Here is a 14,472-nt window from a genome sequence, read left to right as displayed (position 1 = left end):
CCTATACCGTCCGCGTTGCTTCCACCGGCGGCACCGATGCGGCACGCAGGGCCGGACCGAGCACGGCCAATTGGCCGAGCAGCCATAACGCCGCCGCACCGCCGCCCAGGTAATACCAAGGCATGCGGTCCACTTCGTAATGACGCATGAGATAGATGTTGATGCCGAAGGCCAGCACCAGACCCAGCAATACTCCTGCGGTGCTCAGCAGAAAATTCTCGGTCTGGAAGTAAGCGAGTATCTGCCCATACGAAGCGCCGACGGCGCGGCGTATGCCGATCTGCTTGCGGCGCTGGCCCACCCAGAAACTGGTAAGGCCGACGATGCCCAATGCCGTTACCGCCAGCATCACCACGCAAACCAGCACCAGCATCCAGGCCAGGTTGCGGCTGCCGGCAAAATAATCCGCGCGCATGTCGGTGAAGGTTTTCCCTTCCAATACGGCGCCTGGCTCCAGCTTGCCGAGTGTTTGCATGGCCTGCTGCAAAACGCGATCGCGATCCGCGGGATCGCTGCGCAGCACATAGTTGTTCAACTCGGCGCTGGGGCGTTGCGGAAAGAACACACCGGAATATTTGCCGGCCACACCGGCAAAGCTCGGATCCTGCGCGATCACATCGGCAATCACACCGATCACTGTCCAGGCGCTGCCGCCGCTGTAGATCTGCCGCCCCAATGCGCTCTGTCCCGGCCACCAGCGCCTGGCATCGCTTTGATTGATCAGCACGACATGACTGCTCGATTGATGGCTCGGCAGCAATTCACCCTGCGCGTATTCCTCGGCGGTGAAATAGCGCCCTTGCAGCAGTTGCAATCCGAGCGCCTGCTCGGCGCCCTTGCTGATCAGATAGACCGAGCTGTTGACCTGGCCATCCGCATCCGGTGCGTTGGTGAAGCCATCGAACCTGGCCTCCAGCCCCAACGGAATATCGCTGATGGACGCCACGGCCTTCACGCCGGGCAGCGCACCGAGCGCGCCCAGATCGCGCGAGACGCTATCGGCAGCCAGGCGGTTATCCAGCCCACCGATATGGACGATCGAAGTGCCTTGCTCGTCCATGGCGTTCGGCGCGTGGCCGTCGATCACGCTTTGCGCGACCATGAACACGGCATTGCATAACACGGCGCAAGCGAGCGCGATCTCCAACACGATAAGCAAGGCGGGAATGCGATGCTTGTGCAGGCTGGCGAGAATCGGACGGATTTCCATGCGCGATCCTCAGGTCGATTTCAGTTGCGGGGCGGGCGCCACGATGCACGCGCGCCACGCTGGGAAAATGCCGGCGACAAGGCTTGCCACCATCGCCACGGCAAAGATGCACAAGAACATGGTCTCGTTAAGATGCGCCACGCTGGCGTATTCAGCGGGCTGTTGGCGGATGCACCACAAGCCGAACAACGCAAACACCAAACCCAGTGCACCACCGACCAGCCCGATCAACCCGGCCTCGGCCATGAATTGTGCAAAGATCGCCTTGCGCGAAGCACCCATCGCTCGCCTTACGCCGATCTCGCCGGAACGGCGCAGACATTTTGCCAGCAGCAAACCCACCGTGTTCACCATGCAGATCAGCAGAAAGCTGAAGGCGAGACCGGTCTGAAGACGCACGTTATCGGGCACCACCTGCTGGCTGTCGAGCCATTGCATCAAACCGGACAAACCATAACGCGACCGTTGGAAACGCCCCAACGCAACCTGTTGCTGGGCATAGCCGGCGAGAAAGGATCGATACGCGGAGACCGCTTGCGCATGCGGCAATTGCACCCATAGCCCCAACCAGATGCTCGCCGAGTTTTCCAGCTCCTGCTTGTCACCCACCGCGTAAGACATGAGGTTGATCGGATCCATGCCCGCGGCTCTTGCCGATTGCAATGGCAGGAACACCGCTTCGCCCTTGCCGTAGCTGGGGCCGCCCAGATACAACGAATAGAAGCGCGGCTGCGGCGCCCAATGCCGCAGCACGCCGATGATGCGGAAATCCTGATCGTTGATGCGCAAGCTGCGGCCCACGCTATTGGCGCCGCCGAACAACTGATCGTTGAGGTCATCGGCGATCACCACCACCTTGGCGCGGCCTTGATCGTCCGCGGCGCTCCATCCACTGCCGTAGTGGAACGGCGCATCGAACATGTTGAAGAAATCCGCCGTCGCCATCACGCCCGTACTGAAAAAGGGATGCTGTTGCGTAGTGGTGGGCGCCAGCTTGACCTTGGTCATGGCCATCGCAGCCTGATGTTCGGCCCGATGCGCATGCAGCAGATTCATGGCATCGGTGTAGCTCGTCAGCCAGGGCAGCTTGCCGCTGCGCGAGAACGGATGGTCCTTGGGATACGGATCAAGCTGCACGTAAAACAACTGCGCGCTCTTTTGCGGCAGCGGATCGCCGGACAGCAATCGCAGCAAGGTCAGCGTCGTCATGGATGCGCCAATGCCAAGCGCCAAGGTGATCACCATCAATGCGGTGAGCACCTTGTTGCGCTTGAAACTGCGCAGCGCCAGATCGAAGTAGTAGCCCAGCATCCCGTTTCCCCTGCCTAGGTCCGCGTCACGCCGAGCGCGTCGCCACTACCGGCGGCACGTTCGACGCACGCCGCGCCGGCACGAACACCGCGATCTGCCCCAGCACGACCACCACGGCCAGCCCGACCAGCACGTAGTAGACCGGCATGCTGTCCATCTCGAACTTGCTCATCAGCAGACGGTTCAATCCCACCGCCAGGGCAATGCCGACCAGCGCACCACCGCCGGCGATCATCAGGTTCTCCAGCTGGAAGTAATGCAGGATGTCGATCTTGCGCGCCCCGAGTGCACGGCGTACGCCGATCTGGCGATGGCGCTGGCCGACCCAGAAACTGGTGAGGCCCACGATGCCGGCAGCGGTGACGGCCAGCAGGATCAAGCAGATCACGCCCATCAACGCGGCCATGCCGATATCGGCGCGATACGCTTCGGCGCGAATGTCCTTGAACGACTTGACGCTGTCGTCATCGAGCACGCGCATCGGATTGACGCCGTACAACGTCGACGGTATCTGGCGCATCACGGCATCGAGCCGGCCCGGCTTGGTGCGCACGGCATAGCGCGAGAAGTTGGCGTTCAGGCGCACCGGTTCGATGGTGGAGTTCCACACGAAACTGCTGGCCCAGCTGCTGACGGAAGGCACCTGCAAGCGCTCGACTTCGCCGATGATCGTACTGGGCGTGCTGGCGCCGTCCAGATAAACCACTTTGCCGACCGCATCGCCATGCGGATACAACTTGTCCGCCAGCGCCTTGGTGACGATTACCAGATTCGCTTCGGTAGGATCGCGAAAGCCCTTGTTGGTCACATCGGCCGCCGTGAAGTTGCGCCCGGCGATCAAATGCAGGCCCAGTGTCTTCATCAGGCTTTCGTCGCCGAAGTAGTAAGTGGTACGCGCGTTGCCGGCACGCAGCTCTGCGCCCGGTTTCAACGACATCGCGCCGTTCCAGCTCGATTGAAACAGCGGCACGGAATTGATCGGCGTGACGGATTCAACATCCGGCATCGCGCGCAGCGCGTTGATATCTTCCTTGAGCATGGCGTCCAGCTTCTGGATGCTGGCCGGATCGTCGCCGCTCGGCGCGCCCACCCATTGCTGGGTGATCAGGAAGAGGTTGTTTTCATCCAAGCCGGTCGGACGCTGCACGTTCTGGATGCGCGCGTAGATGATGAAGATGGCGTTGCAGACGATGGCCAGCGTCAAGGCGATCTGCAGCGCGATCAGCACCACGCCAGCCTTGTGTTTGCGCAATGCCGCGATCATGGGATGCAAGGACATGGCAGCCTCTCCTCAATTGGTTTTCAGCTGCAGCGCAGGCTGCACGCGCGAGGCGCGGAAGGTGGGATACAGCCCGGCCAGCATGGTGGCGATCACCGCCACGGCCAGGGTGAGCGCCAGCAGGCTGACGTCGACCCGCGCCAGTGAGGCGATTTCCTTGGGCAAGACCCAGCTGATGCCGTGGATGCCGACCCAGGTCAGCAGCAGGCCGAGCACGCCGCCGGTGAAACCCACCATGCCCGCTTCGATCAGGAACTGCGTATAGATGGCCAAACGCGGCGCACCCAATGCGCGGCGCACACCGATCTCGCCGCTGCGGCGCAGGAACTTGGCCAGCAGCAGGCCCGCCGTGTTCACCAGGCATGCCACCAAGAGGCCCAGCGCCACCACCAGCGATATCTTGGTGTCGCTCGGCACCACGTGTTGCGATTCCAGCCACGCCGGCAGATCGCGCAAGCGGTTGTTCAAGGGCCAGTTGAATCGTCCGGCTGCCTTCTGGTCGTTGAAATAGCCGTCCAGATAATTCCTGTATGCCGTGACGGCGGCCTTGTCGTCCAACTGCACCATGTAGGAAATCCACACGCAGGACGACTGCTGCAAACCGACGAAACCCGAACCCTTCGGAATCTCCGAACAGTTGGTGTTGCCATTGTTCGGCATGCCGACGTCGATGGCGCGAGTGAAGGGCACGAAGATGTCCTCCTGGTCGGAGGTGAACCCGCCGGTATTGACCACGTCGAAGTACGTCGGCTTGGGATTCCAGTTATCCAGCACGCCGACGATGCGATAGTCCTTGCCATCGATGTCGAGCGTCTTGCCGACGCTGTTGTTGCCGCCGAACAATTTCTGGTTGAGCTTGGCGTTGATTACCACCACCGCCGCGCGCTGAGCATCGCCATCGGCGCTCCAGGCACTGCCGTACTTGAACGGCACGTCCAGCATCGCGAAGAACTCGCTATAGACCGCATGCCCGCCGACGTTGACCGGATGCATGTGGGCATCAGGCGGGACGATCGACGGCGACACTGCATACATCGCCGACTGATACTTGGCGCGGTGATCGCGCATCAAGGCGATCGCGTCCAGATAATCCATCGCATTCGGCGGCTCGTTGTCGTTGGTCGAGTCGAGGCGGCCTTTCGGTCCCCACATGTCGATCTGCGGCACGAACAGCCGCGATGATTTCCACGGAATCGGATCGCCCGACACGGCGCGGAACACCGAGTAGCTGGTCATGGATGCCCCTACACCGAAGGCGACGATCAGGATCATCAACGCGGTCAGCCCGGGACTTCTTTTCAGGCTTCTTATCGCCAGATCAAGGTAATAACCAAACATGTGTTGCCTCCCCGTTCTTGTTGAACATCCGTATGCCTGAAACGCTGCCCTTTGCTATGGAGCGTGGTGTTTCCATTGATGTTTGTGCTTGCAGTGATCAGCCCCCTCCCCCTGCAACGGCAGGGGGGAGTGGCGTTGCTTGTGCTTTAGCGCGCAGCTAAATGTCGCCCGGATATGCGTGGCGGCAACGTCACGTCCCCGCCGCTCGCTCCGCTCGCACCCCACCCTTAGCCTCAATGCTCCGAACCTAAGGGTCTTCAACCGCCATAAACTCTCGTTCGTCATTCCAGCGAAAGCTGGAATCCAGCGACTTTTTAGCCGAAAGGCACTGAATTCCTCGCTCCTCAAAGCCGAGCACGTCCATGTGCTCTCCCCGCGTACCAGCTTTCGCTGGAATGACGGGTTTGGGTTCTGTGGCGGATGACAAAACCTTAAGTTCGGAGCATTGACCCTGGCCCTCCCCTGCAAGCAGGGGAGGGAACCGCCTTTCATAGCAATCAGCGGTACGCTCCACTCAAACGCATGACTATTCATACGGATCGCGTTGCCTCCACCGGTGGCACGCGGGATGCACGTAGAGCCGGCGCCAACACGGCGCCCTGCCCCAGCAGCAACAACGCCGCGACCCCGGCCAATACGTAACCTGCGCCAAGCCGATCCATTTCGAATTGCTTCATCAGCCAGAGATTCAGCCCGATGGCCAGCACGCCGCCCATCACCACGCCGCCGACGGCAATCAGCAGGTTTTCGGTAAGGAAGTAACTGAGAATGTCGTGCCGCGTGGCGCCAAGCGCGCGCCGCACGCCAATCTGTTTGCGGCGCTGGCCGACCCAGAAGCTGCTCAACCCAACGATGCCGGCGCCGGTAATCAGCAGCAATACGGCGCTGATGCCGCTCATCAGAATCGCCATGCCGCGGTCGTCGCGATAGGCCGTTTCGCGCACCTGCGCAAATGTGCGCACGCCATCCTTGGGACTGATGACGCGCATGCGGTTGGCGGCATACAAGGCAGCGCGTACGCGATGACGGACGTCTTCAAGCTGGCCCGGTTGCACGCGCACCACGTATTGCGTGATCAGTGTAAGCCGGCGATACGGCACCAACGTGGAGCAGTCCGCCCATTTGGCCATGCCGTTGTCCACCCAGGGCGTACGCATGCGCTCGACCACGCCAATCACGATGCTTGGGGTGGCACTGATGTAGACAGGCTTACCGATGGCCGATTCGTGCGGAAACATCCGCGCGGCCAGCGCGCGCGTGATGATCACGACAGCAGGATGCACATAGCCCTTGCCGTCGAGCGTGCCGATCTCGTCAGCGCGAAAATTGCGCCCTTCCACCAGCTTCAAACCCAACGTGGATAGCGTGTTCTCGTCGGCGAAGTAGTTGGCCGTGATGCTGACGTAGCTCAATTTATCCGGTGTATGCCCCATGCCCAAGGCGTTGCCACCGTTGGCCAGCGGAAAGCTGTTGGTGGCATAGACATTCGCCACACCCGGCACTCTGCGCAGCGTGTCCAGGTCCGCGGCCATCAGCGATGCTATCTGGTCCGCATCCGGCTTGCCGGCCCACTCGTTGCCGATCACCAGCAAGCTGGATTCGTCGATGCCGGTCGACTGCGACAGGTGCGCCAGCCGTTCGTGGACGATAAACAGGGCGTTGCAGACGATCGCCAAGGTCAGTGCAATTTGCGCTGCGATCAGCAAGGCGCCGGCCTTGTGGTGGCGAAGTGCGGCGAGTACGGGTCCAATCTGCATCGTCATCGCCTCAGTTGGATTTCAGCTGCCATGCCGGTTGCACGTGTGCCGCGCGCCAGGTGGGATAGAACGCCGCGACAACCGTCGCCACCAGTGCACACAACAGCGTCAGGCCCATCAGGCTTGCGCTCATATGCGCGAGGCGAGCGATGTCCGGATCAAACACCAGCCCGACACTCAGCATGCCGACACCAGTCAACAACAGCCCCCCCACGCCACCGGCAACACCGACCATGGCCGCCTCGGCCAGAAACTGCAGCCATATCTCGCGACGCGATGCGCCCAATGCGCGACGCACACCGATTTCGCCGGCGCGGCGCATGAACTTCGCCAGCAGCAAACCCACCGTGTTTACCAGGCACACCAAAAAGAAACCCAACGACAGCAGCAGGGATATGCGCGTTGCCGGCGGCACCACCTGCTCGTACTGCATCCATTGGGTGAGATCGAGCAACGCGACATTGGGCGGCCAATGGAAGCGCCCGGCTCGTTGCTGTTCGGCTGCATAGCCTTGCAGATAACTGCGGTACGCCTGCGCAGCAGCACCGTCCGGCAGCTCAACCCAGAACGATACCCACGCACAACCGGAGCGCAGCCAGCCGTCCCAGCCAGGATCGCGCCCGGTCGTGCCGCTGCAACGATCGTTGCCGCTGGTGTCGGTGTGCGTATCCACCGCATGCGTGAACGGCAGAATGAAATCCGGCGGATCGTTGAAGGCATCGTCATTGTTGACGTCGTAGAAACGCGGCCGAGGATTCCAGTTCGCCATGACCCCGACGATCCGATAGTCGTGATCGTCCAGCCGCAGAGTGCGGCCGACGCTGTCGGCGCCGCCAAACAGTTGTTGATTCAACTGGCTGCTGATCACCACTACCGCCGCATGCGCATCGTCCTGCGCATGATCCCAGCCGTTTCCATACGCGAACGGCGCCTCGAACATCGGGAAGAAATCGGCATAAGCCGCGTAGCCATTGACATGAAACGGTTCACGCGAAACATCCCCCGGTATCAAGGTGTAGCTCACCGGATAGATCGCCGTTTGCCGCTCACCTTTGCGATCGCGCATCAGCGCCATCGCATCCGTGTAGGTAAGTGCATCCGGCACGTCGCTACCATCGGCGCGAGCCTGTGGTCCCCACGGATCGATCTGCGGCACGAACAGCCGCGATGACTTATCCGGCATGGGATTGGCGGATACCGCGCGAAACACCGCATACGTGGTCATCGACGAGGCCACGCCGATGCCGATGGCCAGCACCATCAACGCGGTAAGCACCGGATTGCGGCGCAGGCTGCGCACGCCAAGGCGGAGATAGTAGGCCAGCATGCCGCTCACGTGCTTTCCTCGCAGGTCGATGCATCGCGTAGGCTGGGGTGCAAACCCCAACACTGGGCTGCGCGGGCGTGTCGATGTTGGGGTTCGCAGCCCAACCTACCTACCGCGCGTGAAAGTAAAGGTCTGCTCATGCCGGCCGCGTCGCTTCGATCGGCGGCACACGCGATGCGCGTAGCGCCGGCGCAAACACCGCGCCCTGCCCCAGCAGCAGCAAGATCACGATGCCACCCAGTACGTAGGTCAGCGGCAAGATGCCCAAGGTGAAACGCGTGACCAGCCACAGGTTGAGGCCGAAGGTCAGCAGCACGCCGATCGCCACGCCAGCCAGGCTGATCAGCAGGTTTTCCGTCATGAAGTAGCTGAGGATGTCGCGATGCGTGGCGCCCAGTGCGCGGCGCACGCCAATCTGCCGCCGCCGTTGACCGACCCAGAAGCTGGTGAGCCCCACGATGCCGGCCGCGGTGATGGCCAGCAGCACCACGCAGATGATGCCCATCAGGAGCGCCATGCCGCGATCGCGCTCGAAGGCGCGACGGCGAACTTCGGCAAAGCTGAGCACACCATCCTTGGGATCGATCATGCGCATGCGGTTTTCCGCATATAGCGCCTTCGGTGCTGCGCGCATGGCGGCAGCAAGCTGACCCGGCCCGGTGCGCACGATGTAATACCCGCCCCATTGCATGGCCAGGCGAATGGGCACCACCATCGATTCACCGGCGTAGGGCGCGCTCCAGGTGCTTACGTCGGACCGCTGCAGGATGTCCACGATGCCGATGATGGTGATGGGCGCGCTGGTCATCGCATAGAAATGCTTGCCGAGCGCATCGCCATGGGGATACAGCTTGTCGGCCAACGGTTTGCTGATCACCGCCACCGAAGGCGTCATTTTTTCGCGCATGCCGCGGCTCTGCACTTCGTCCGCCTGGAAATTGCGCCCGGCAATCAGCTTGACGCCGAGCGTGTCGAGAAAATGCTCGTCGCCGGTGAAATACGAAGCGTCGGTCGTTTCCGCGCGCTGGTCCGGCGTCATGGTGATCAAGTTATCCCAGCCGCCGCCCTTGAATGGATATTGGTTGCTGGGGGTCACGTCCTGCACGCCGGGCACTTGGCGCAGCGTAGCCAGATCTGTCTGGATTCTCTCCAACGTCTCCTGCGTGGAGTACTGCTCTCCCCACAGATTGGCGATCACGAACAGATTCGGTTCATCGACACCGCTCGGCTCGTCCATGCGTGCCAGGCGCTGATGAATGATGAATAGCGAGTTGCAGACGATCGCGAGCGTCAACGCAATCTGCAGCGCAATCAGGATCGTGCCTGCTTTATGGCGTCGCAAGGCGGCGAGTATGGGTTGTATATGCATGAATGCTCCCTCGCCTTAGTTGGATTTCAGTTGCCACGCCGGCTGCACCTGCGCAGCACGCCAAGCCGGATAGAACGCTGCCGCTACCGTGGCGAGAATCGCCACCGCGAAAGTCAGGCCAATAAGCGAAAAATCCACATGGGCAAGCCGTGCAATTTCCGGCTCGAACAACAGTCCCACGCCGGACATGCCGCCTATGGTCAACAGCAATCCCAGCAGCCCTCCGGCCAATCCGACCGCTGCGGCCTCGATCAGGTATTGCGCATAGATTTCATGCCGCGTGGCTCCAAGCGCGCGGCGCACACCGATCTCGCCGGCACGGCGCAGGAATTTCGCCAGCAGCAATCCGATCGTATTGACCAGGCAGATAACGAAGAAGCACATCGCGACGATCAACGAAATGCGGCTTTCTGGCGGCACGACGTGCTGCACCTCAAGCCATTTCATGACATCCGGCAAGCGCACGTTCGGCGCCCAGCCGAAACGGCCGGCGCGTTGTTGATCAGAAGAATAGCCTTCCAGAAAGCGGCGATAGTTCGCGACGTCGCTCGCCGTATCCAACTCCACCCACGGCATCAGCCACACGCAATTGCTCTGCAGGAACTCGTCCCAACCGTTATAGGTGATGGTGCCGCGGCAACTGTTTCTGCCGGCATTATCCATCTTCAAGTCCAGCGCACGATTGAGCAACACATAAAAATCGGGCGGATCGTTGAACCCGCTTTCGCCCCAGACATCGTAAAACCGCGGCGAAGGGTCCCAGCGCTTGGTGACGCCGACGATGCGATAGTCGTGTCCGGATAGCGTGATGCTCTTGCCCACGCTGTTGGCGCCGCCAAACATGCGCTGGTTGAAATCCTGGGTGAGTACGACATCTGCCGCGCGACTGTCATCCTCGGCGGCATTCCAGCCGCTGCCATACAGAAATGGCACGTTGAACATCGTGAAGAAATCCGCCGTGGTAGCGAAGCCCCCGGTAGACACCGGTACGCTGTTGGCGTCATGCGGAAGGGCAGACAGCATGACCTGGTAAATCAGCGCCATGTGCGGTGTCTGGTGCGCCCTCATCAAGGCCATCGCGTCGACATAATTCAAGGCGCCGGGCGGCTCGCCTTTTTCGTTGTATTGCGGCCCCCAGCTATCGATCTGCGGCACGAACAACTGCGATGACTTCGCCGGAATCGGATCGCCGGCTACGGCGCGGAATACCGAATAGGTAATCATCGACGCCGCCACGCCAAAACCGATTGCCATCACCATCAGTGCGGTGAGCATGGGGTTGCGCTTGAGACTGCGCAGGCCGAGCTGGGAATAGTAGGCCAGCATTCGTTACTCCCCTTTCCGCTGATACGAAGGTGTGTTCATGCCGTTCTCGTCGCTTCAATCGGCGATACGCGCGAGGCGCGCAACGCCGGCGCAAGCACGGCGCCTTGCCCAAGCAAAAGCAGCGCGATGGCGGCGGCGAGCAAATAGCTGCCCGACAAATACGCCACGCCGTCATGCGTCACCATCCACAGATTGATGCCGATGGCCAGCAGCGTCCCGACCACGATGCCGCCCACCGCAATCAGCAGATTCTCGGTCATGAAGTAGCTGAGAATGTCGCCCTGCGTGGCGCCGAGTGCACGCCGGACACCGATTTGCCGACGCCGCTGGCCGACCCAGAAACTGGTGAGGCCGACGATGCCCGCTGCAGTAATCGCCAGCAGCACTGCGCTGACGATGGCCAGCAGCATCGCCATGCCGTAGTCGCGCTCGTAGGCTTTCGCGCGCACCTGGGCGAAGGTCATGATGCCGTCGCCGGCTTCGAAAATGCGCAGGCGGCTTTGCGCGATCAATGCTTTCGGCGCATCGCGCATCGCTGCATCAAGCTGCCCTGGACGCGCACGGATCAGGTAATGGACATAGCCGGTGGCGACTTCCCGCATGGGCACCAGCACGGCGTTGTACGCATAGGCGTTGTCGTCGCTATCCATCATGTGGGATTGCAACGTATCGCTGATGCCAATGATGGTCGAAGGCGTGTTGTTGCTGGTGACATAGATCTGCTTGCCGAGCGCATCGCCCTTGGGGAAAAGCACGTTCGCCAGGCCCTTGCTGACAATGACCACGGGCCACGACGTCATGCCTTGAATCGAGAGCGCCTGAATCTCGTTGGGCGTAAAGTTGCGCCCGGCAATCAGCTTCACGCCGAGCGTATCGAGCGTGTGATCGTCCGCCAGATAGACCGACGAATCCGTAGTCATATGAATCTGCTCCGGCGCCAGGCGGACAAAATTGTCCCAACCGGAGCCATGCAGCGGAAAACTGTTGAGTGCGGTCGCATCTTCCACGCTGCCGAGCTGACGCAATGCGTTGAGGTCCGCTTCAATTTGCACCGCGGTCTGATGATCGGACCAGTTGCCCGCCCACGAATTGGTGATGACGAAGAGATTGGTTTCATTCACGCCCGACGGACGGCTGACGCGGGCGATGCGCTCATGGATGATGAACAGCGCGTTGCACACGATCGCCAGCGTCAAGGCGATCTGAAATCCAATCAGCAACGTGCCGGCCTTGTGGCGGCGCATGGCGGCGAGGATGGGTCTGATCTGCATCGTCATCGCCTCAGTTGGACTTCAGCTGCCATGCCGGCTGCACTTGCGCGGCACGCCAGGTCGGATAGAAAGCGGCAATCACCGTCGTCAACACCGACACCATCAGCGTTGTGATCAATAACGACAGGTCAATGCGTGCCAGGTGCGCGACGTTCGGCTCGAACAGCAAACCGACGCCCTGCATGCCGACGATGGTCAACAACAGGCCAAGCATGCCGCCCGCCAAGCCGACCGTGGCGGCTTCCATCAGAAACTGTGCATACACCTCGCGGCGCGTTGCACCGAGCGCGCGACGCACGCCGATTTCCGACGAACGACGCATGAACTTCGCCAGCAGCAGGCCGATGGTATTGACCAGGCAAATCACGAAGAACCCGATCGACACGAACAAGGAAATGCGGCTTTCCGGCGGCACCACCTTTTTATAGGCCAGCCATTCGGTCACGTTGCGCAGGCGTACGTTAGGGCCCCAATGAAAACGTCCGGCTTGCTGCTGTTCGCTGGAATAAGCAGTCAGAAACGCCTTGTACTTTTCCACATCGGCCGGAGTCGGCAATTCGGCCCAGAACGGAATCCAGGCGCATTCGCGATGCAGCCATTCCACATCGCCGGCAATATGCATGGGAGCGCCACCACAATTGTTACGCCCGGACAGACCCACATGCATATCAATGGCGCGGTTGAAAACGATGAAGACGGAAGGCGCATCGGCTGAAAACTGCATGCCGTCGTAAGCGTCGTAATAACGGGGCTTCGGATCCCAGTGCGATGCGACACCGACAATGCGATACGCATGCATATCCAGCGTGACGTCGCGGCCGATGCTGTTGGCGCCGCCGAACAGTTTCTTGTTCAAATCGTTGCTGATTACCGCGACGGCGGCATGCGCATCGTCATCCGCATTCGTCCATGGCGAGCCGTATTGGAACGGCACGTCGAACATGCTGAAGAAGTCGGCGCTGGTGGCGTAGCCGTAGGCTGTGGTCGGCAGGTCGTTGGGATTCTTGGGCAGCACGGAAGGCGCGATGTCGTACAGCAGGGTTTGATGCGGCGCTTTATGCGCCTGCATCAAGGCGACGGCATCGGTGTAGTTGAGCGCTTCTGGCGGCTCGTTAGGCGGGTCGTCGTATTGCGGGCCGCGGTTGTCGACTTGCACGTTGTAGAGCTGGCTGGATTTCCACGGGATGGGGTTGCCCGATACCACGCGAAATACCGACCAGGTGATCATGGACGCGGCAACGCCAAACGCGATCGCCATCACCATCAACGCGGTGAGCACGGGATTGCGCTTGAGGCTGCGCAGACCGAGTTGAAGGTAGTAGGCGAACATGATGTCTCTTGGTTTGGAGAGCTTGGAAAAACCGCTTGACCGATTTCTTGCCGTTAGCTGCCCCCTCCCCTACGGGCAGTAGGGGAGGGTTGGGGTGGGGTGAAGCAATCTCGCGGCAATGTCCTGCCATGCCCGCGCAGTCCGGCGCCGCCGGACGCGAGCTCCGCTCGCTTTACCCCACCCCAGCCCTCCCCTGCGCGCAGGAGAGGGAGTAGGTCAGCCGCGCACTTGTCCCGCAGCCGCCGCGTAGGCGGTGTGGAAGCGCGGATCCTCCGCCAGATCCACCACCTGGCCGTCGATGATGTGCACGTTGCGCTGCGCACGCGCCGCCAGTTCCGGATCGTGCGTCACCATCACGATGGTGGCGCCGTCGCGATGGATTTCTTCCAGCAGTTCCATCACGCCGCGTGCCATCTGCGTATCCAGGTTGCCGGTCGGTTCGTCGGCGAGCAGCAAGCGCGGGCTGCCGGCAAGTGCACGCGCAATGGCGACACGCTGTTGCTGGCCGCCGGAGAGTTCGGCCGGATAGTGCTTGGCGCGCGAGGCGAGACCGACGCGTTCCAGCGCACCCATGATGCGTTCCTTGCGCTCTGGCGCCTTCATGCCGCGATAGCGCAGCGGCACTTCCACGTTGTCGAACACGTTGAGGTCGGGAATCAGGTTGAAGGCCTGGAAGATGAAGCCGATCTTTTCGTTGCGGATCTTCGAGCGTGCGTTGTCGTCGAGATTGCTGACGTCGAGGTTATCCAGGTGATACGTGCCGCCGGTGAAGGTTTCGAGCAGGCCGGCGATGGTGAGGAAGGTGGTTTTGCCCGAACCGGACGGACCGGTCACGGCGACGAATTCGCCTTCCTTCACGTCGATGTTGAAATCGCGAAGCGCATAGGTTTCCACCACTTCGGTGCGGTAGACCTTGGAGAGGTGCGTCATTTTCAGCATGGTTGGGTTCCTTCG

At 61.2% G+C, this 14,472-nt stretch carries 11 protein-coding genes; all 11 read right to left on the bottom strand.

Annotated elements, in window-relative coordinates; all coding sequences use genetic code 11:
• Position 1: 1 nt before the first annotated feature.
• The gene (locus VJR68_RS05245) at positions 2-1,210 is read right to left on the bottom strand and encodes an ABC transporter permease (RefSeq protein ID WP_324146512.1); all 1,209 of its coding nucleotides are present in this window, start codon (positions 1,208-1,210) and stop codon (positions 2-4) included.
• 9 nt (positions 1,211-1,219) lie between these two features.
• Positions 1,220-2,521 carry an ABC transporter permease gene (locus tag VJR68_RS05240; protein ID WP_324146511.1) on the bottom strand — a complete coding sequence of 434 codons (1,302 nt, stop codon included), beginning with the start codon at positions 2,519-2,521 and terminating at the stop codon, positions 1,220-1,222.
• A 25-nt stretch (positions 2,522-2,546) separates the two neighbouring features.
• The gene (locus tag VJR68_RS05235; protein WP_324146510.1) at positions 2,547-3,800 is read right to left on the bottom strand and encodes an ABC transporter permease; all 1,254 of its coding nucleotides are present in this window, start codon (positions 3,798-3,800) and stop codon (positions 2,547-2,549) included.
• A gap of 12 nt (positions 3,801-3,812) precedes the next feature.
• A complete protein-coding gene (locus VJR68_RS05230) occupies positions 3,813-5,138 on the bottom strand; it encodes an ABC transporter permease (protein ID WP_324146509.1) in 1,326 nt (441 codons plus the stop codon).
• A 530-nt stretch (positions 5,139-5,668) separates the two neighbouring features.
• Positions 5,669-6,895 carry an ABC transporter permease gene (locus VJR68_RS05225; RefSeq protein ID WP_324146508.1) on the bottom strand — a complete coding sequence of 409 codons (1,227 nt, stop codon included), beginning with the start codon at positions 6,893-6,895 and terminating at the stop codon, positions 5,669-5,671.
• Between the two features lie 10 nt (positions 6,896-6,905).
• Positions 6,906-8,222: an ABC transporter permease gene (locus VJR68_RS05220; RefSeq protein WP_324146532.1), complete on the bottom strand. Its 1,317-nt coding sequence runs from the start codon at positions 8,220-8,222 to the stop codon at positions 6,906-6,908.
• Positions 8,223-8,358: 136 nt separating this feature from the next.
• Positions 8,359-9,591 carry an ABC transporter permease gene (locus VJR68_RS05215; RefSeq protein WP_324146507.1) on the bottom strand — a complete coding sequence of 411 codons (1,233 nt, stop codon included), beginning with the start codon at positions 9,589-9,591 and terminating at the stop codon, positions 8,359-8,361.
• A gap of 15 nt (positions 9,592-9,606) precedes the next feature.
• Positions 9,607-10,917: an ABC transporter permease gene (locus VJR68_RS05210; RefSeq protein WP_324146506.1), complete on the bottom strand. Its 1,311-nt coding sequence runs from the start codon at positions 10,915-10,917 to the stop codon at positions 9,607-9,609.
• Between the two features lie 35 nt (positions 10,918-10,952).
• Positions 10,953-12,188 carry an ABC transporter permease gene (locus tag VJR68_RS05205; RefSeq protein WP_324146505.1) on the bottom strand — a complete coding sequence of 412 codons (1,236 nt, stop codon included), beginning with the start codon at positions 12,186-12,188 and terminating at the stop codon, positions 10,953-10,955.
• 10 nt (positions 12,189-12,198) lie between these two features.
• On the bottom strand, positions 12,199-13,518 hold the full coding sequence (locus VJR68_RS05200; protein ID WP_324146504.1) for an ABC transporter permease: 1,320 nt from the start codon (positions 13,516-13,518) through the stop codon (positions 12,199-12,201).
• A gap of 216 nt (positions 13,519-13,734) precedes the next feature.
• A complete protein-coding gene (locus VJR68_RS05195) occupies positions 13,735-14,457 on the bottom strand; it encodes an ABC transporter ATP-binding protein (RefSeq protein WP_188793018.1) in 723 nt (240 codons plus the stop codon).
• Positions 14,458-14,472: the final 15 nt, after the last annotated feature.

The organism is Dyella sp. (assembly GCF_035277725.1).
GTDB lineage: Bacteria > Pseudomonadota > Gammaproteobacteria > Xanthomonadales > Rhodanobacteraceae > Dyella_B.
The sequence above is the reverse complement of the archived record's forward strand: the minus strand, read 5'-3'. Positions and strand labels throughout refer to the sequence as shown.